Here is a 21,872-nt window from a genome sequence, read left to right as displayed (position 1 = left end):
TACAATCTAAAAACTAAATTTATGAATAACATTTTCTTAAAATTTATACTTATCCTATTTGTGTTCAATTCTTGTGCGCAAAAAAACGAAGTAACTGTTTTAAGTAATGAACAAGGAATAAAGTTACTTGTAAATGGAGAAGATTTTATAATTAATGGAATGAATTGGGACTATTTTCCAATAGGGACTAATTATTCTTACAGTTTATGGGAACAACCTGATGCTTTAATTAAAGAAGCGTTAGATGCTGAAATGAACTTATTAAAAAGTATGGGCGTAAACACAATACGTGTCTATACAAGTATTCAACCTAAATGGATTACTTACATCTATGAAAAGTATGGTATTTACACTATGTTAAATCATTCTTTTGGTAGATATGGAGTTTCCGTTAATGGAAATTGGATACCTGTAACAGATTACAGAAATGTTGAAACTCAGAAAGCTTTAATAAAAGAGGTTTCAAAAATGGCAGAAGCCTATAAAAATACTCCAGGTTTATTATTATTCCTTTTAGGAAATGAAAATAACTATGGTCTTTTTTGGGCAGGAAGCGAAACGGAAGACTTTCCGGATAATGAAAAAGAAATAGCAGCAAAAGGCGAAAAGTTAGGACGACCAATGTATCGCCTAATGAATGAAGCTGCAAAAAAAATAAAATCAATAGATACTTCGCATCCAGTTGCAATTTGTAATGGAGATTTAGGCTTCCTAGATATTATAGCAGAAGAATGTACAGATGTAGATATTTATGGTACGAATATGTATCGTGGAAAATCTTTTGGAGATGCTTTTGAAAAAGTGAAAGCAAAATTAAATATGCCAATTTTATTTACGGAGTTTGGTGCAGATGCATTTAATTCAATTGAAAATAAAGAAGACCAAAAAATGCAAGCGTTTTATATGGTTGAAAATTGGAAAGAGATTTATCAAAATGCTGCAGGTTTAGGAAAAGCAGAAAACTCTATAGGAGGATTTACTTTTCAATTTAGTGATGGTTGGTGGAAATTTGGACAGACAATAAATTTAGATAAACATGATGATAACGCTTCCTGGGTTGGAGGAGGTTATGATTTAGATCTTATCAAAGGAAATAAAAATATGAACGAAGAGTGGTTTGGTATCTGTGCAAAAGGACCTACAAACGAAAAAGGTTTGTACACATTACAACCTAGAGCTGCTTATTATGCTTTAAAAGAAGCACATCAAATAAACCCATATTCAAAAGGAGTAACTGCAGATTTAATTGCAAAACATTTTAGTAAAATTAAATTATCAGAAGCACTTTTAAAATCAACAAAAAATAAGACTTCCTTAGATTAAGGAATGATATAAATATACAGCGTAGTAAAATATTCTGAAGAAATAAAATATTAATTAGAACCTCTTATAAATCGTTGCAGAGGTTTTTAGAATACCAATTTTAATGACAAACAAGACCATCTTTTTAGGAAAAAATAAAGCAGACTTTCAAACCCAAGAAGTGAAAGGAGAAATGATAAATTTTGAGAATGAAGTTTATTATAAAATTGCAAACAGTAATGAAATGAGACCATTTTTTATGAGTATTGTTTCAGACTCAAACCACTGGATGTTTATTTCTAGTAATGGAGGACTTACGGCTGGTAGAAAGAATAGTGAATATTCACTTTTTCCTTATTATACTGATGATAAAATTACAGAATCTGCAGATGTAACAGGTAGTAAATCTATTTTTCAAGTTTCAAAAAACGGAAATATTTATTTATGGGAACCTTTTTCTCAGAGACAAATTGGGTTATATCAAACAAGACAAAATTTATATAAAAACAGTTTTGGAAATAAAGTTATTTTCGAAGAAGTTAATGAGGATTTAGAAGTTACTTTCAGATATCAATGGAGTTCATCTGATAAATTTGGGTTTGTAAAAAAATCAACTTTAATTAATAATTCTTCTGATAAAATTCAAATTACATTTTTAGACGGTTTACAAAATATTATTCCTTCGGATGTAGAAACAGATTTACAAAACTCTAGAAGTAATTTAGTTGATGCTTACAAGAAAAGTGAATTACAAGCAGAAGCTGGTTTAGGTATTTATGCTTTAAGTGCAATTATTGTTGATAAAGCAGAACCAAGTGAAGCATTAAAAGCAAATATCGTTTGGTCTTTAGGTATTGAAAATCCAACTCATTTATTATCATCATTACAATTAGATAATTTTAGAAGAGGAAAAGATATACATCAAGAAGTAGATGTTAAAGCAGAAAAAGGTGCTTATTTTATTAGTGCAGATTTAGATTTATCAGCAAATGAAACTAAAGAATGGAGTTTTATAGCGAATGTAAATCAAACAATTGGAGATATTGAACGTATTTCTAAAGCAATTATAAATGATGAAAATTTAGAAGAAAGTATCCTTGAAGATATTGAATTAGGAACTAAAAACTTAATTGCTTTAACGGGTGCTGCAGATGGTTTGCAAGTAACAAACGATCCTTTAGTAAACACAAGACACTTTGCAAACACACTTTTTAACTTAATGAGAGGTGGTACTTTTGATGATGATTATAAAATTGAAAAAGAAGATTTTATAAAATACATTGGAAAAGCAAATAAAAAAGTAATCAAGAAAAAAGAGGAATTGTTAAATGACTTACCAGAGGAATTTACATTAAATACGATTCTTGAAATTGCAGAGAAAGATGAAGATAAAAACTTCAAAAGACTTTGTTTTGAATATTTACCATTAAAATTTAGTAGAAGACACGGTGATCCAAGTAGACCTTGGAACAAGTTTTCTATTAACACAAAAAATGAAATTGATGGTTCTAAAATTTTAGATTATGAAGGTAACTGGCGTGATATTTTCCAGAATTGGGAAACGTTAGCACATTCATACCCTGAGTTTATAGAAAGTATGATTCATAAGTTTTTAAATGCAACAACTTTTGATGGTTACAATCCTTACAGAGTAACAAAAGATGGTTTCGATTGGGAAATTATTGAAGAAAATGATCCTTGGTCTTACATTGGTTATTGGGGAGATCATCAAATAATTTACTTATTAAAATTCTTAGAATTTATAGAAAACCATTACCCTAATCAATTAGAAAAACGTTTTTCTGAAGACATATTTGTATACGCAAATGTGCCTTATAAGATAAAAGATTACAAAAGTATTCTTGTCAATCCTAAAGATACTATAGAATTCGACTATGAATTAGATGCTAAAATTCACGAAAAGAGAGATGAATTAGGAGCAGATGGCGCTTTATTAAGAGATGAAAATTTCTTTATTTATAAAGTGAATTTAATTGAAAAATTATTAGCAACTGTATTAGCAAAAGTATCTAATTTTATACCAGAAGGAGGTATTTGGATGAATACACAACGTCCGGAATGGAATGACGCTAACAACGCTTTAGTTGGTAATGGAGTTTCTATGGTAACGTTAAATTACTTAAATAGATTTATAAATTTCTTCGAAAAAGTAGTTGCTAAATCAACAACTGAAGAAGTTGAAATTTCATCAGAATTGGCAACCTTCTTTAATGAAGTTGTGGCAACCTTTAACCAAAATAAAAATATCCTTTCTGGTTCTGTTTCAGATACTGAGAGAAAAACAGTTTTAGATGGTTTAGGTGAAGCAGCAAGTACATTTAGAACTGCTATTTATGAAAACGGATTTTCTAGTGATAGAAGTACAATTTCTAAAACAGAATTGTTAGCATTCTTTACAATTACAAAACAATATTTAGAGCATACAATTAAAGCAAATAAGCGTTCAGATAATTTATTCCATGCGTATAATTTAATGACGGTTGAGAATGATACGGAAGTATCTATTTCTTATTTACCAGAAATGTTAGAAGGGCAAGTTGCTGTTTTAAGTGCTGGATATTTATCGCCAAAAGAAGCTTTAAAAGTTTTAGACGGTATGAAAGCGAGTGCTTTGTTTAGAGAAGATCAATACAGTTATATTTTATATCCAAATAAAGATTTACCACGTTTCGATCAAAAAAATGTGATTTCTAAAGAGGCTGTAAATAACTCTAAATTATTATCAAAATTGATTAGTGATGGAAACACACAAATCATTAATAAAGATGTTTTAGGCAATTACCATTTTAATGCAAACTTTAACAATGCAAATAGCTTAAAAGAAGCTTTTGAAGAATTACCAGAAAACTATTCAGATTTAATTGAAAACGAATCTAGTTTGTTATTAGAAACTTTTGAAGAAGTCTTTAATCACAAGGCATTTACTGGTCGTTCTGGAACTTTCTTCGGATATGAAGGATTAGGTTCTATTTATTGGCACATGGTTTCTAAATTATTATTAGCGGTTCAAGAAAATTGCTTGTTAGCTGTAAAAAACAATGAAGATGAAGCTGTAATTGGTCAATTATTAGATCATTATTATGAGATTCAAGCAGGAATTGGTGTGCACAAATCACCAGAATTATATGGGGCTTTTCCAACAGATCCATATTCTCATACACCAGGAGGAAAAGGAGCACAACAACCAGGAATGACAGGTCAGGTTAAAGAAGACGTGTTAAGTAGAATTGGTGAGTTAGGTGTTTTTGTAAAGGAAGGGAAAATCATTTTCAATCCAAGGTTATTAAGAGGAAGTGAGTTTATTAAAACTCCAAAAACTTTTAATTATACAGCAATTAGTAAAGAAGCAAAATCAATTGAATTAAAAGAAGATTCACTTTGTTTTACGTATTGTCAAGTACCAGTTGTTTATAAAAATTCGAATGTAGAAAGTATAAAAATATTTTTTATTGATGGTCGTGTTGAAGAAGTTAAAGACTTAACGCTTGATACAACTATTTCAAAAATGATTTTTGAAAGAACAGGACAAATAAGTGAAATCGAAGTTTCAGTAATAAAATAACAAGTATTGATGACCAATAGCTTTTATAAATATCTTCTTTTTATTCCTTTATTATTTACCGTTTTTAGTTGCAAAAAAACTGTAGAAACTAAAGTAGATAAAGAGGTTGCTATTGAGAAAAAAGTAGATTCCCTTCTAAAGTTAATGACTTTAGAAGAGAAAATTGGTCAAATGTCTCAAGTAAGACACTTTTGGGATATTTCTAAAAATGATATTGCTACTAAGTTTATTGGCTCCGTTATTCATACACAAGGAGTAAATCCAGGTGAAACGGCAAAAGAATGGCAACAGAAATTTATCAATTTACAAAAGGAAGCCCTTTCTACACGATTAGGAATTCCGTTGTTGTTTGGTGTTGATGCAATTCATGGTCAGAATACATTTAATGGAGCAACAATTTTTCCACATAATATTGGTTTAGGAGCAACAGCAAACCCAAAATTGGTTGAAGAAGTTGCGGCAATTACAGCAATAGAAGCACAAGCAACAGGTTTTAACTGGGTTTTTTCTCCATGTGTTGCAATTCCTTATAATGAAAAATGGGGGAGAGTTTATGAAGCCTTTTCAGAAAGTACTGAGCTAACATCTATTTTAACTAAAGCTTCTATAAAAGGACATCAAGGAGATTTGTCAGATTCTAAAACGGTGATGGCAACAGCCAAACATTTTATTGGAGATGGAGCAACAGAATTTGGTGTGGAAGGAGGAGAAACATCTCTTTCTAATGATGAAATAAACAAAAGATTAATGCCTCCTTATAAAGTTGCCGTAAATGAGAAAGTTGGAGCAATAATGGCATCATTTAATACTTTAAAAAGGAAACCAATGCATGCTAATAAAGCATATCTCACAGATACTTTAAAGCAGAAAATGAAGTTCGATGGAATTGTAGTTTCAGATTGGAAAGGCTATACAAGATTTGGTAGAAATAATATTATTAATGCTGGTGTAGATATGATAATGGCAGTTGATGGCGATTTAGATTATTTTCAAAATAATTTAAGGAAAGCTGTTGATTCTAGTTATGTTTCAAATGCAAGAATTGATGATGCTGTAAAAAGAATTTTACGTCAGAAATTTAGATTGAATTTGTTTGAAAATCCGTTTCCAGACTCAACATTCGTTTCTGAAATAGGAAGTAAGGAATATAGAAATAAAGCAAAACAAGCGGTAAGAGAATCGTTAGTTTTATTAAAAAACTCGAATAATGCTTTGCCTTTATCAAAAGAAACAAAGAAAATTGTGGTTGTTGGTGAACATGCAAACTCATCTGGCTTACAATCTGGAGGTTGGACAATTAATTGGCAAGGAACTTTAGAAAATTATAAAGGAGCGACCACTATTTTAGATGGAATTAAACAGCAATCAAAAGGAGATGTTGTTTATGATAAAGACGCAACAGGAAATCATTTTGATGCAGATGTTGCAATTGTAATTGTTGGAGAAACTCCTTATGCAGAGTTCTTTGGAGATATCGGTCATGAATCAAATACTAGAAAATTAACACTTACCAAAGAGCATAAAAAGTATCTAAAAACGTATTCAGAAAAAGGAATAAAAACGATTGTTGTTTTAATTTCAGGAAGACCTTTAGTGGTAACAAAACAGATAAAAAAATCAGATGCATTTGTTGCAGCTTGGTTGCCAGGTTCTGAAGGAGATGGAATTGCAGAAGTTTTGTTTGGAGATTTTAATTTCTCTGGAAAATTGCCTCATTCTTGGCCAAATGCAGTAAAAGATTTTAAAGGAAAATATGGACCTAATTTTTGGGACAAAAGCATAAAACCATTATATCCTTTTGGATATGGTTTAAAATATTAAATAATTATAAAGAGTAAGAACATGAATTTCAAATTTCAAATTTTAGTAACGATTTTAGTATTGTTTATTGGTTTTGGATGTAGCTCTAAGAAAGATAATAAAGAAGTAAAAAAAGAAATTAAAGAAGAAATGACAGCAGCCAAAATTTTAGGAAATCCAGAATATTTAGCCATTTCTTATGGAGGATATAGAGAAAAATCAAGAGAAGATAATCAACCTACAATTCCACAATTAAAAGAAGACTTAAAGTTGATGCACGCTATGGGTATTCGCATTATTAGAACCTATAACGTACAACCAAAATTACCACATGCAGCAAATATTTTAGAAGCAATTAGTCAACTTAAAAAAGAAGATTCAAACTTCGAAATGTATGTAATGTTAGGTGCTTGGATGGATTGTTTAAATGCTTGGACAGACAAAGAACCAAATCACGATATAGAAAGTGCTCAAAATGGAGAGGAGATTGCAAGAGCAGTTGCTTTGGCTAATAAATATCCAGATATCGTAAAAGTGATTGCCGTTGGTAATGAAGCGATGATAAAATGGGCAACCAGTTATTATGTTCAACCAAGTGTCATTTTAAAATGGGTAAACCATCTTCAAAATTTAAAGAAAGAAGGAAAGCTGTCTAAAGATTTATGGATTACTTGTTCAGATGATTTTGCTTCTTGGGGTGGAGGAGATCCAAGTTATAGAGTAAAAGATTTAGAAGATATCATAAAATCTGTAGACTATGTTTCTATGCATACCTATGCTTATCATAACTCTCATTACAATCCTGGGTTTTGGAAAGTACCAGAAAACGAACAACAATTCTCAGACATAGAAAAAATAGACAATGCAATGTTACGTGCTTTAGAATTTGCAAAAAAACAATATAAAGATGTGTCAGATTATGTAAAAAGTATCGATTCTACAAAAACAATTCATATTGGTGAAACGGGTTGGGCAACTATTTCTAGCGGACATTATGGCGAGAATGGTTCTAGAGCTACAGATGAATACAAACAAGGGCTTTACTATAATCAATTAAGAGAATGGACGAATAAAGAAGGAATTTCTTGTTTCTATTTTGAAGCTTTTGATGAACAATGGAAAGATGCTCAAAATGCAAATGGATCTGAAAATCATTTTGGATTATTCACTTTAAAAGGAGAAGCAAAATACCCAATTTGGAATTTAGTTGATAAGGGAAATTTTAAAGGTTTAACGAGAAATGGAGCGCCAATTATAAAGACATTTAATGGAAACAAAGAAACACTAATGGATGGTGTTTTAGTACCTAATACAGACTATAATAGATAAAATTAATACAATGAAAACGAACTATTTTTATTCAATCCTTTTTTTATTAGTGATGATGAGTTGTAATAAAACAGATAATAAATTGGTGGCAGATGTTTATGAAACTTCAGCAAGTGGAAATAAACTAACCAAAATCACTGAGTTTACTGCTGATGATAATCCATCAATAATTAAGTTGAACCCTAGCCAAGAATTTCAAACGATTACTGGTTTTGGAGGAGCTTTTACAGAATCATCTGCTTATTTACTAAATAAGATAAGTAAAAAAAATAGAGATACTATTATACAAGCTTATTTCTCTGAAGAAGGCGCAAATTATTCGCTAACAAGAACACATATGAACTCTTGTGATTTTTCTTTAGGACAATATTCGTATTCTCCTGTAGAAGGTGATGTTAATTTAGAACACTTTACAATTCAAGAAGATAAAGACGATTTAATTCCGATGATAAAAGATGCAATGAAAGCATCTAAAGATGGATTTAAAATATTTGGTTCACCTTGGACAGCTGCTCCTTGGATGAAGGATAATAATAAATGGGTAGGTGGAAAATTATTACCTAAATATTATGATACTTGGGCATTATTCTTCTCAAAATATATTGATGCTTACAAAGAAGAAGGAATTGATATTTGGGGTTTTACTGTAGAAAATGAACCTATGGGAAATGGAAATAATTGGGAAAGCATGCATTTTTCTCCAGATGAAATGACAAATTTTGTACAGAATTATTTAGGACCACAATTAGAAAAAGATGGTAAAGGCGACATTAAAATTTTAGGCTATGACCAAAATAGAGAGCATCTAAACGAATGGGTAGATTCACAATTTCAAAATGAAGAATCTACAAAATATTTTGATGGTACAGCGATTCATTGGTATGCAAGTACGTACGAGGTTTTCCCTAAAGAATTACAATATGCACATCATAAAGCACCAAATAAATACTTAATTCAAGCAGAAGCTTGTGTAGATTCTCAAGTTCCGGTTTGGCAAGATGATGCTTGGTATTGGAAAAAAGAAGCAACAGATTGGGGTTGGGATTGGGCGCCAGAAAAAGACAAACATTTACACCCAAAATATTCTCCTGTAAATAGATATGCAAGAGATATAATTGGTTGCCTAAATAATTGGGTAGATGGTTGGGTAGATTGGAATATGGTTTTAGATACAAAAGGAGGACCTAACTGGTTTGAGAATTGGTGTATTGCTCCAGTAATTGTCGATCCAGAAAAAGATGAAGTGTATTTTACGCCACTTTATTACACAATGTCACATTTTAGCAAATACATAAGACCAGAAGCTAAAGTAATTGGTTTAGAAAATTCTGATAATGAATTACAAGTTACTGCCGCACAAAATACAGATGGATCAATTGCTGTAGTTGTTTTTAATGAAGGGAAAATAAAAAAGAGTTTCAAATTGCTTTTAGGAGATAAAGAAACACTTGTAAATATAAATGCACAAGCATTACAAACGATTATGGTATCAACTATTAAAAACTAAAAACTATGTCTAAAGTAAGTACGTCTTCTAAAGTTCCAATGGGTCAAAAAATTGCATTTGGTTTAGGAATGTTAGCGAATCAAATGTTTCCTGCAGCTATGGCAATTTTTATGGTTGTGTTGGTTCAAGATTATAGTTTTCCAACTTGGATGTGGGGAATTTTATTTTTTTTACCTCGAATTTTTGATGCTTTTACAGATCCAATAATGGGTTTCATTTCTGATAACACAAAATCTATTTGGGGAAGACGAAGGCAGTATGTACTTTTAGGTGCTTTGGTTATGGGAGTTTCTTTTGCGTTATTATGGCAATTATATATAGAAGATGGTGTAAGTTATAATTTTATTTATTTCTTAATATGGTCCTTGGTTTTTTATTTAGGGCTTACTATATTTTCAGTGCCATATGTAGCTATGGGCTATGAAATGAGTGATGATTTTCATGAACGTACAAATATCATGGCAGTTGCTCAGTGGATAGGTCAGTGGGCTTGGGTCATTGCACCTTGGTTTTGGGTTGTTATGTATGATGATAACTGGTTTGGAGTTACAACGGAAACAACAAGGGTTTTAGGTATTTGGGTAGCTGTTATTTTTGCTTTTTTAGCAATGGTTCCTGCTCTTTTTATTAAAAGTAAATCAACTAAAGAAGATGTAAGTTTAACGCCTTTAACATTAAAAACTATTGGAGGAAGTTTAAAACAGATTCTAGAAAATTTTAAAGAAGCTTTCAAAATTGAACAGTTTAAGAAATTGTGTTTTTCAACATTTTTAATCTATAATGCATTTAATGTTGTTGCTGGTTTTTCATTTTTTATTGTAGTTTATTATCTATTTAATGGTGATGCAGCTGCTGCAGGCCTTTGGCCAACACTATTAGGTAGTATAGGTGCTTTATCAACGACTTTTTTAGTAATACCTATTGTAGCTAAGATGTCTAAGATTATGGGGAAAAAGAAAGCTTTTATGGTTTCTCAAGGAATTTCTGTATTGGGATATATTATGCTTTGGTTCTTATTTATTCCTGGTAAACCTTATATGTTTTTATTTGCATTGCCTTTTTTCTCTTTTGGTATTGGAAGTTTGTTTACCCTAATGATGTCTATGACTTCAGATGTTATAGATATTGATGAATTAAATACAGGAAAACGAAGAGAAGGAGTTTTTGGAGCTATTTATTGGTGGATGGTAAAGTTTGGTTTTGCAATTGCTGGATTATTAACAGGTGCTATTATGACATTAGTAGGGTTTGTTCCTGATACTGAAAATACAGAAGCTTCAATAACAGGAATAAGAATATTCTACTCGGGTTTACCAATATTAGGAACACTTGTAGCTATGTGGATAATGCGTAATTATGATCTTACAGAGGAAAAAGCTTTAGAAATAAGTGCAGAATTGGCAAAACGAAAAAAGAAAAACAAAAAGGCATCTTCTGCTTATGGAGCCGGTCATTTAACTTCAATCTCGAATAGTAATTTAAAACTTGAAAATTTCACTGAAATTAATTTTACAGACAAAACTTTATCAGAAGTAAAAGGATTATTCAAAGAAAAATTGAAGAATCAAATACATGGACTTTGTTTTAGCCCTTATGTAGAAGGTCAGGATATCAATGATATACTTTCGGAATCACAAATTCGTTTACGTATGGATGTTATTTCGCCTTATACAAAATGGGTAAGATCGTTTTCATGTATAGAAGGAAATGAATTAATACCAAAAGTTGCTCATGATAAAGGACTGAAATCAATAGCTGGTGCTTGGATTAGTGATGATAAAGAACGAAATGAAAGAGAAATTAACAAGTTGATTGCACTTGCCAAGTCTGGTAAAGTTGATATTGCTGCTGTTGGTAATGAGGTATTACTTCGTGAAGAATTAACAGAGAAAGAGCTTATAGAATATATTAATAGAGTAAAAGAAGCATTGGCAGGTTTAGATATACCAGTTGGTTATGTAGATACTTATTACGAATATTATAAGCATGAAAAATTAGTAAACGCTTGTGATGTTATTTTAGTAAATTGTTATCCGTTTTGGGAAGGATTTGGTATCGAAGATTCGTTAAAACATTTAAGAGAAATGTATGAAGTTACGAAACAAATATCAAAAGGTAAGAAAATAATAATTTCTGAAACAGGTTGGCCAAGTCAAGGGCAAACTGTTGATGATGCGCATCCATCTCAATTAAATGCTATGAGATATTTTATTCAAACTCAAGAATGGGCAACTGCTGAGAATATAGAAATATTTTATTTCTCCTCTTTCGATGAATCATGGAAAGTACGTGTTGAAGGAGAATTAGGAGCTCGTTGGGGAATTTGGGATAAAAATGAAAAATTAAAATATTAGATTATGTCATACAGAAAAGAGCATCATTTTTCTTTAAAGCCTAAAATAGGTTCGGAAGATATTGGAGTAGATTTTAACAAATATTCATTTGATGAATTAAAAACACTTTGGAGAGATACTCTAAATAAAGGAATGCATGGAATCTGTTTCAGTTTGTATGAAGATGGTCAAGAACCAGGAGATATTATTACAGAAAAACAGGTAGAAAGAAGGATTAAGATACTTAAAACTCATACAAAATGGATTCGCTCTTTTTCTTGCATAGAAGGAAATGAAAATATACCAAGAATTGCTCATAAACATGGCTTAAAAACAATGGTTGGAGCTTGGTTGGGAGATGATTTAGAAAAGAACGAAGAAGAAATAGAAGCACTAATTAAATTAGGAAATGAAGGATGTGTAGATATTGCAGCTGTTGGAAATGAAGTTTTGTATAGAAATGAATTATCAATAGAACAACTAATAACATATATAAATAGAGTAAAAGAGGCTATTCCTAATGTTGAAGTTGGTTATGTAGATGCTTATTATAAGTTTTCAACATATCCAGAATTAGTAGAAGTTTGTGATGTTATTTTAGCAAACTGTTATCCTTTTTGGGAAGGATGCCCCATAGATTACTCATTAAATCACATGCAAAAAATGTTTAACCAAGCAAGTGATTTTAGTCAAGGTAAAAAAGTTATTATTACAGAAACTGGTTGGCCAAATCAAGGGGGTAGTGAAGGAGGAGCAGATCCATCTGATGAAAATGCAATCAAATACTTTATCGACACTCAAATCTGGTCTTCAAAAAACAATATTGAAACCTTTTATTTTTCTTCTTTTGATGAGTCTTGGAAAGTTGGAAATGAAGGTAGTGTTGGTGCTTATTGGGGATTATGGGATAAGAAAGAGCATTTAAAGTACTAATTATATAAAAAAGGTTTCTTTTAAGAAGCCTTTTTTTTCTATTATAATTGTTTTTCTTATAAATTACTTTTTTAAATAAATTTTCATAAAACATGAAATTTCACAAATATATTTTTCTTTTTTTATTAAGTATCTTAATCTTTAATTCTTGTACAAAAGAACAAAGAGATAATAATCCTAAAGAATTAATAGGTGGATTAGAATTATTGTCTTCAGAACAAACAGGGATAGATTTTAACAATTCAATTAAAGAATCTGAAAAGGTAAATCATATTTATTACAGTCAAATTTATAATGGAGCAGGAGTTGCTGTAGGAGATATTAATAATGATGGATTGCCAGATGTTTTCTTCTGTGGAAATCAAGTGACTGATAAACTATATTTAAACCAAGGAGATTTTAAGTTTGAAGATATTTCTAAAAAATCTAAGATTACCAGAAGTCCAGGTTGGTCTTGGGGAGTAACAATGGTAGATATTAATAATGACGGTTTTTTAGATATTTATGTCAGTAGAAATGGAGAGTCTATGAATTCTTCAGACAGAACAAATAAACTTTTTATCAACAATAAAGATTTAACTTTTACAGAATCAGCTAAAGAGTATGGTTTAGATGATTCAGGATTTTCTTCGCAAGCTGTATTTTTTGATATGGATAATGATGGCGATTTAGATATGTATCAAGTTAATCAACTCCCAGATTCTAGATTATTTCAACGGTATAAAAACATACCAAAAAAGAGGTTTCAATTGTATATGGATAAATTGTACAAAAATGAAGGTGGGAAATACATAGAAGTATCAAAAAATGCCGGATTAATAGATAGACATACTTATGGATTAAGTGTAAGCGCCAGCGATTTAAATAACGATGGCTTCACAGATTTATATGTTGCAAATGATTATGATGAGCCTGATTTCATGTATTATAACAATGGAGATGGAACTTTTACCAATGTAATTAATTCAAAATTAAAGCACATTTCTAGATTTAGTATGGGCTCAGATACTGGAGATATTAATAATGATGGGAAAATTGATTTAATTACTCTAGATATGGCTGCAGAAGATCATTATCGTTCTAAAACCAATATGAAATCTATGAACCCAATAGAGTTTCAACAAATGATTCAAAAAGGAAATCATTATCAATATATGTTTAACACCTTACAGATTAATAACGGACTTGGTGAGTTTTCTGATATTGCAAATATTGCAGGTATAGGAAAAACAGATTGGAGTTGGGGAGGTTTGTTAGTAGATTTAGATAATGATGGTTTTAAAGATATTGTTATAAGTAATGGTATCAAAAAAGACATTAGAAATAACGACTTTTTAAATGGCTTGTATTCAAAACTAAAAACAGATTCACAAGAATTTTACGATATGGCAAAATTGGCGCCTTCAAATCCTTTGCCTAATTATGTTTTTAAAAATAAAAATGGTTATGAATACGAAAACGTAACAAAAAAATGGAATTTTGATACACCAACTTTTTCACATGGTATATCCTATGCAGATTTAGATAATGATGGAGATCTTGATATTGTTATCAATAATATGGAAAGCAAAGCATCAATCTATAAAAATAAAGCCAATGGTAATTTTCTGAAAATTAAACTTCAAGGTTCTGATAAAAATAAATTTGGATATGGAGCAAAAGTAAAAATTTATTATGATGATAATAAATCTCAAATTGCAGAAAACACAGTTACTCGTGGTTATTTTTCATCAATAGAACCTAAAGTGTTTTTTGGTTTAGGTAAAATAAAAATAATTGATAAGGTAGAAATTACTTGGTCAGATGGTAAGCAGAATAATTTAACAAACGTAAAAGTAAATCAAGAATTAGTTGCTAAATATTCATCAGCAAGTAAAATTCAAAAAACTCAATCACAGCCAAAACCATTTTTAAATTTATTGAATGCTCAAGAATTAGGGATAACTTATAAACACAAGGAAAATACTTTTGACGAATTTAAAAAAGAAATATTATTACCACACAATATTTCTCAAAACGGACCATTTACAGCAGTAGCAGATGTAAATGGAGATGATTTAGAAGATATGTTTATTGGTGGAGCTTTAGGGCAAGAAGGTGTTTTATATCTTCAAACTAAAGAAGGTAAGTTTCATAAAAGTAATTCTCAACCCTGGGTTAATGATAAAGCATCAGAAGATTTAGTAGGTTTGTTTTTTGATGTTGATAGTGATACTGATTTAGATTTATACATTACAAGTGGAGGTAGTGAATATGAGCAAGGTAATGTCTTACTAAAAGATAGATTATATATAAATGATGGATTAGGTAATTTTATTAAAACACCAAAAGCTTTGCCAAATATATATGAAAGTTCACAGACAGTGAAAACGTCAGATATTGATGGAGATGGAGATTTAGATTTATTTGTTGGTACACGATTAATTTCAGGTAAATATATTTTTCCAGCAACTAGTTATTTATTAATTAATGAAAACGGAAATTTTAAAAAAGCAGCTAAAAAAACTGCTCCAGATCTCGAAAAAATAGGGATGGTAACAGACGCTGTCTTTTCTGATATAGATAATGATGGAGATGATGATTTATTAGTTGTAGGTGAATGGATGAAAATTATAATTCTAGAAAACAACAATGGGGATTTTAAGGATAGTTCAGCAAAATTCGGAATCAAAGATGATAGTAGAGGTTTGTGGTGGTCTATAACTGCTAATGATATAGATAATGATGGTGATGATGATTATGTATTAGGTAATTTAGGAAGAAATAATAAGTTTAAAGCGACAAAAGAACACCCTTTTAAAGTGTATGCAAATGATTTTGATAATAATGGTACAAATGATGTTGTGTTAGCCAAATACTATAAAAATAATTATGTTCCTATGAGAGGAAAAGAATGTTCTACCCAACAAATGCCTTATCTTTCAAAGAAATATAAAGATTATCATAGTTTTGCTTCATCAACCTTAATAGACATTTTACCTAAAGATAAAATGAATGATGCTGTTGTATATGAGGTTAGTAATTTTGAAAGTATAGTTTTAATTAATGAAAATAATATTCTAAAAAGAACTTCTTTACCTATACAAGCACAAGTTAGCCCAATAAAAGATGCGTTAATTGAAGATTTTAATAGAGATGGCTTTAAAGATATTATGTTAGTAGGTAATCATTATGGTGTAGAAGTAGAAACCACTCGTTATGATGCAGGTTCCGGATTATTACTTCTTGGAGATGGTAGAAATAACTTTAAAGCTACTCCTTTAGAAAATAGTGGGTTAAATATTTCTTCAGATTTTAGATCGTTAAAAATTATAAAAAGAAAAGTTAAAAAGGATAACTTAATCATTGTTACTAGTAACAATGATTCTTTAAAAGTAATCTCATTTTAAACAAATTTATTCTGCTTTTTGTGTATTTCTAAATTTTAATATTCAAAAAAACCTATAATCCTCATTATCAAACACAACATTGCCTATACATTATAAATAGTAAGGTATTTTATTCTATAATTTTATTATTTTTTTAAAGTTTTTTTTTAAGCTATTACTGATTATTCATAAATAAAACACATTTATATTTATGATGTATGTATTTTGTTTGGGTGTTATTTGTCGATTTAACAATTATTCTAAGATATATTGCAGATAATATAATTGTATATTATCAATATAGTTTCTTTATTGATAATTACTCAAAATAAAATATTAATCTATACAAAACTATTTATGATGAAAAAAATTACTTTATTATTAACGCTATTTGTAGCGACTTTTGGGTTCTCTCAAAACTTACCTTTCGATTTTAGTTCAGCAAACCAATTAATGCCCGGTGGTGATGGTGCTGTAACAACAATTGTACAAGATGGTGCAAACGATGTTTTACAAATAGTTGGCGCACAAAATGCATGGGATCATGCAGCAATCACTTTTAAAGATAATATTGATTTATCAGATGATGCAAATAACACAATTACATTTAAAATTAAACCAATGAATGGTACTGGAAATGGTAATCATTTATTGAAGTTTGAAGGTGGAGTTGCAGGTCCTGCGATTGCAGAAATGCCTTACACAACAACAGGCACAGACTGGCAAACGGTTACTGTAGATTTTGGAACTGGACTTGGGAATTATTCTAAAATGGTTTTATTCGTAGATTCAGGAGCAGATAATGCTGGTGTTTCAGATACGTATTTAGTCGATGATATTTCTGGAGCTAAGCATACAACAGTTGTTATTGAAGCGCCTAATTTACCATTTGATTTTAGTTCAGCAAACCAATTAATGCCTGGTGGTGATGGTGCTGTAACAACAATTGTACAAGATGGTGCAAACGATGTTTTACAAATAGTTGGCGCACAAAATGCATGGGATCATGCAGCAATCACTTTTAAAGATAATATTGATTTATCAGATGATGCAAATAACACAATTACATTTAAAATTAAACCAATGAATGGTACTGGAAATGGTAATCATTTATTGAAGTTTGAAGGTGGAGTTGCAGGTCCTGCGATTGCAGAAATGCCTTACACAACAACAGGAACAGACTGGCAAACAATTACTGTAGATTTTGGAACTGGACTTGGGAATTATTCTAAAATGGTTTTATTCGTAGATTCAGGAGCAGATAATGCTGGTGTTTCAGATACGTATTTAGTCGATGATATAGCTTTAACTACTTCTTCTACAGGAGGAGGTGGAGGAGGAACTTCTGATGATGCATACTGTGAAAAAGTAGTAACTCATTTAAATATTGGTGCAGCTTTAGTAGCATCAGAAATTAAACTTACTGTAGAGAATTCTGGAGAGAAATCAATGAAAGTTACTATAGAATCTAACAATGATGATGCTGTTGATTTTATCTTGATACCAGGAGATGTTACAGGTTCACCAACACAATCAGCTGTAGATTCATCTGTTGTAGGTAAATTGAGCATAACTCTTACTTGGGAAGAAACAGCACCTACTGACGTAGCTTTAAATATACTTTGGAGTAAAGTTTCTACAGAAGGTAATTGGCAATTAGGTGATGCTCCAACAACATTTAAGTTTGATGCAAGTTGTGAGACTGCAAGTGTTCGTGATAACACATTATTAAATGTTACTATGTATCCTAACCCTACTTCAAGTAGATTAAATATTTCAGCTAAAAGTACTATTAAAAGTGCTGCTATCTTCAATCTTTTAGGTAAACAAGTAATGAGTTTAGAGATAAATAAAACGAGTGAGTCAATAGATGTTTCTAACTTATCTTCTGGTATTTATTTAATTAAATACACTGTTAATAATGCAGTTGGAACAGCAAAATTTATCAAAGAATAATTTAATTCTTTATAATAATTTAAGAGGGATGCTATTTTAGCATCCCTTTTTTTGTTATTTTTTTAGCATATTAACAATTCAAAAAAATAAAGTATTAACTTAAGAAATATATATAAACTGAATAAAAACGTACGCGATTTTCGACTATTGAAGTCAATATTCTAGATTAGAAACTTTAAATAAAATAGTGAAAACGTCCAAAATTTAATTTTTGGACATTTTTTTTGGCAAATTTTTTTAATAAAAATTTTTCCTAAAAGCCAGTTCAAGCATTATTGAGATCAAAATATTGATTGAAAGTAGCAAACTAAGTTGCCTTTCTTAAAACAAAACATCCTATAAATTGTAAGAAAGGGTAATTGATTTTGGGCGTTACCTAAAGGTCGGACTTTACGCACTCACTTTTTTTCTTAAAAATAAAAAAGAGCTCAAACAAATGCGTCAATCCCTAATGCATGCATACTTATCGACTAAGAGCTAAAAACCAAAATTAAATAGTAAGTTTAAATTAACATGAAAACCAAAATGAAAAATGAGTAAGAGTTCCTTCTCTTTGGGAAGGTTAGTATATCAAAATAATACAAATCTCAGCAGGAATAAAAAAAAGCATTCACTTTTATAAAGTTGCAAAAGACCATACTTATAGTTAAGAATTTATTGAAATCATAAATGAAGAAAAAAAACGTATTAGAAAGAAGAAATCAAATCATGTAAAAAAGATAGAAAATCAAAGAAAAATAAGAAATATTATTGTCTAATAACTAGTAATAGTTGTTAGTCTAAGCTAATATCTATTTTATTTAAAAAGAGCATCTAAAGTTAAAATATCTAAAGAACCATCAGCAAAAAGGGTGTTTTTTTCTTCAAAACTCTTAATAGCATTCAATGTTTCAATTTTATAAACACCATCTAATGCAATTTCAAAACCATTTGCAATTAATCTTTTTTGAACTTCATATATTAAAGCACTTTTCTGTCCGTAAACTAACTTTTTATTGGCATTGAACATGCTTTTAATTTTATTGTTAGCTAATAACTTATTGAAAGATTTTAAATCTGTTCCTGTTTCTTCTATGTATTTTACTTCTGAATTAGATAAACCTTTTGCCTTTAAAGTAGATGACTTTTCTAACTTGGTTTCATAATAGTTTATTGTTGCTAATTTCTCAGTATATTTTGTAACTGCCAATTTAGTTTCTTCATCATCATCTTCTGGAGTTCTAACATCAATATTGTTTGCAGTCCATTGCGTCATCACATAACTATTTAAGTTTTCAATAGCTTTGTAATAATTTAGAACCAAGTCTTGATTATGATATTCAAAATCTAATATTTTTTCTGTTCTATAATTAACATTTTGAGAGTTGTATCTTTTGTATTGATTGTATTTCCCGAAACCAATAATAAATGCAATAATCAAAAGCAATAAAATAATTAATTGTTTCATAAGAAATCGTTTGGATAATTTTGGGTTTTTAACAAAAATAGGTAAAAGTTTCTAAAAAGTGAAAAGGATATTCTTAGCTTTCTTTTCTGTTAGAAGAATCTCTTATTAAAAGATTTACATCTAGTATTTTTTTAGTTAGAGTTTGCTTTACAACATCTTTTTTAATGTGTTCTAAAAAAACATAAGCAGCTTGTTTTCCAATTTCGTCACTATGTTGTTCTATACTAGAAATACTAGGAGTCACCATAGAGCTAAAAGGTTCATTTCCAAAACCAACTAAAGCAATTTCATTTGGAATGTTAATCTTTTTTTCATTTAAAATCTGTAGAGCACCAAGAGCAGCATAATCTCCCGCAACGTAAACTGCATCAGGTCTATTTTCTAAAGAAAGTAATTGAAGCATTTTTTCCCTACCATCTTCTATAGTTAAGTTACTTTCTACTAATAACTCATCGTTAAGAGGTAAATTGTGTTTTTCTAACGCGTCTATATATCCTTTAATTCTATTATTAAATATTCTAGTACGTTTATATCCACCAATATGTGCAATTCTTTTACATCCTTGATCTACAAGGTGTTTTACGATTATATGACTGCTGTTGTAATCATCAATTCCAATATAATCTACATTTAAATCATTTTCTCCACGATCAAACAATATTAAAGGAATCCCTGCTGATTTTATTTTCTCATAATGTGTTAAATCGACAGTTTGGTTTGCCATAGAAGCTATAATTCCATCAACTTGTGTATATAATAAAGTATCAATACTATCACATTCCTTTTTATAAGATTCATTAGATTGGGTAATAATTATATTATAACCTTCTTTATTTAATACTTCTTCTAAGTTCTGAATAACAGAAGAGAAAAAATTACTATTTGTTCTTGGTACAATTACACCAACTAGTTTACTTTTTCCACTTCTAAGAGCACTTGCTAGATGGTTTCGTTGATAATTTAAATTTTTTGCAACTTGTCTAACGGCCTTTTTAGTTTTTTCGCTAATTCTAGTGTCGTTATGTAATGCTTTAGAAACAGCTGCTGGAGAGATGTTTAAAACATTTGCAATATCTTTTATGGTGGTTTTCTTTTTGATAATAATATTTTTTATATCTTTGCTTAAACGTTATAGCAAATATAATGCGATATTTCATAATAATCAAAAAGATACTGTAAAGATGTCCTTTTGATTTTATTTTATCAAACTGCTTAAACGTTTAACCAATTAACTAAAAATATTAAATAAGAATTAAAATGGCAAAAGTAGTAACATTCGGAGAGATCATGTTAAGATTAGCTCCTCAAGGATTTTTAAGATTTTCACAAGCAAATAACTTTGACGCTATTTATGGTGGTGGAGAATCTAACGTAGCAGTATCATTAGCAAATTACGGAGTAGATGTAGATTTTGTAACTCGTTTACCTAAAAATGATATTGGTGAGTGTGCAATGATGGAAATGCGTAAAAGAGGTGTTGGTGTAGATAAGATTGTTTATGGTGGAGACCGTTTAGGTATTTACTTTTTAGAAACTGGTGCAGTATCTAGAGGATCTAAAGTTGTTTATGATAGAGCGCATTCTGCAATTGCTGAAATTGAATCAGGAATGATCGATTGGGATGCAGTTTTTGAAGGATGTGAATGGTTTCACTGGACTGGTATTACTCCTGCAATTTCTCAAGGTTCTGCAGATGTTTGTTTAGAAGCTGTAAAAGCTGCTAGTGCAAAAGGAATTACTATTTCTACAGATTTAAACTATCGTGCTAAATTATGGAATTTCTGTGATAATGCTCATAGAGAAGCTATTATGACAGAATTAACTTCTTACTGTGATATCGTTTTAGGAAATGAAGAAGATGCAGAAATGCACTTTGGAATTAAGCCTGCAGGTGCAGCAGTACAAACAGCTGGACATGATGTAAAAGCGGAAGCTTTCTTATCTGTATGTCAACAAATGACAGAAAAATTTCCAAGAGCTAAAAAAGTAATTACTACTTTAAGAGGTTCTATTTCTGCTTCTCATAACACATGGGCAGGAGTTTTATATGATGGAAAAGAAATGTTACAAACTCGTCAATACCAAATTACTGATATCGTAGATAGAGTAGGTGGAGGAGATTCATTTATGGGAGGTTTAATCTACGGATTATTAAAATACCCAGAAGATGATCAAAATGCATTAGACTTTGCAGTTGCTGCATCTTGTTTAAAACACACTATTAAAGGTGATGCAAACTTAGTTACTGTTGCTGAGGTTGAAAAACTAATGGGTGGTGATGCTTCAGGTAGAGTTGCTAGATAATATATTTATA

At 30.1% G+C, this 21,872-nt stretch carries 12 protein-coding genes; 10 read left to right on the top strand and 2 right to left on the bottom strand.

All coding sequences use genetic code 11. The annotated features are described in order from the left end of the window. The first annotated feature begins 21 nt into the window (after positions 1-21). From BTO07_RS04350 to BTO07_RS04310, 9 genes are all read left to right on the top strand, one after another. Positions 22-1,323, top strand: a complete 1,302-nt coding sequence (locus BTO07_RS04350) for a glycoside hydrolase family 2 TIM barrel-domain containing protein (RefSeq protein WP_087520063.1) — start codon at positions 22-24, stop codon at positions 1,321-1,323. Positions 1,324-1,426: 103 nt separating this feature from the next. Beyond that, positions 1,427-4,885 (top strand): hypothetical protein, encoded by a 3,459-nt coding sequence (locus BTO07_RS04345; RefSeq protein WP_087520062.1) that lies wholly within the window; start codon positions 1,427-1,429, stop codon positions 4,883-4,885. 9 nt (positions 4,886-4,894) lie between these two features. Continuing rightward, positions 4,895-6,706 (top strand): glycoside hydrolase family 3 protein, encoded by a 1,812-nt coding sequence (locus BTO07_RS04340; protein WP_087520061.1) that lies wholly within the window; start codon positions 4,895-4,897, stop codon positions 6,704-6,706. Between the two features lie 21 nt (positions 6,707-6,727). Next, positions 6,728-8,014: a glycosyl hydrolase family 17 protein gene (locus tag BTO07_RS04335; RefSeq protein WP_087520060.1), complete on the top strand. Its 1,287-nt coding sequence runs from the start codon at positions 6,728-6,730 to the stop codon at positions 8,012-8,014. Positions 8,015-8,024: 10 nt separating this feature from the next. Beyond that, positions 8,025-9,521 (top strand): glycoside hydrolase family 30 protein, encoded by a 1,497-nt coding sequence (locus BTO07_RS04330; protein ID WP_087520059.1) that lies wholly within the window; start codon positions 8,025-8,027, stop codon positions 9,519-9,521. Positions 9,522-9,526: 5 nt separating this feature from the next. Then, a complete protein-coding gene (locus BTO07_RS04325) occupies positions 9,527-11,875 on the top strand; it encodes an MFS transporter (RefSeq protein ID WP_232457085.1) in 2,349 nt (782 codons plus the stop codon). 3 nt (positions 11,876-11,878) lie between these two features. Next, positions 11,879-12,787, top strand: coding sequence for a glycoside hydrolase family 17 protein (locus tag BTO07_RS04320; RefSeq protein ID WP_087520058.1), 909 nt, complete (start codon positions 11,879-11,881; stop codon positions 12,785-12,787). Positions 12,788-12,879: 92 nt separating this feature from the next. Further along, positions 12,880-16,176, top strand: a complete 3,297-nt coding sequence (locus BTO07_RS04315) for a CRTAC1 family protein (RefSeq protein WP_087520057.1) — start codon at positions 12,880-12,882, stop codon at positions 16,174-16,176. Positions 16,177-16,515: 339 nt separating this feature from the next. After that, positions 16,516-18,111: a T9SS type A sorting domain-containing protein gene (locus BTO07_RS04310; RefSeq protein ID WP_157663281.1), complete on the top strand. Its 1,596-nt coding sequence runs from the start codon at positions 16,516-16,518 to the stop codon at positions 18,109-18,111. 796 nt (positions 18,112-18,907) lie between these two features. Here BTO07_RS04310 and BTO07_RS04305 read toward each other — a convergent pair. Further along, the gene (locus BTO07_RS04305; RefSeq protein WP_087520055.1) at positions 18,908-19,558 is read right to left on the bottom strand and encodes a peptidoglycan-binding domain-containing protein; all 651 of its coding nucleotides are present in this window, start codon (positions 19,556-19,558) and stop codon (positions 18,908-18,910) included. A gap of 73 nt (positions 19,559-19,631) precedes the next feature. Further along, a complete protein-coding gene (locus BTO07_RS04300; RefSeq protein ID WP_087520054.1) occupies positions 19,632-20,660 on the bottom strand; it encodes a LacI family DNA-binding transcriptional regulator in 1,029 nt (342 codons plus the stop codon). A gap of 155 nt (positions 20,661-20,815) precedes the next feature. Between BTO07_RS04300 and BTO07_RS04295 the strand changes: the two genes are divergently transcribed. Next, positions 20,816-21,862, top strand: a complete 1,047-nt coding sequence (locus BTO07_RS04295) for a sugar kinase (RefSeq protein WP_087520053.1) — start codon at positions 20,816-20,818, stop codon at positions 21,860-21,862. Positions 21,863-21,872 lie beyond the last annotated feature (10 nt).

The sequence above is a fragment of the Polaribacter sp. SA4-12 genome (genome assembly GCF_002163675.1).
GTDB lineage: Bacteria > Bacteroidota > Bacteroidia > Flavobacteriales > Flavobacteriaceae > Polaribacter.
Note: the sequence above shows the minus strand (reverse complement) of the source record. Positions and strands in the feature narration are given on the sequence as shown.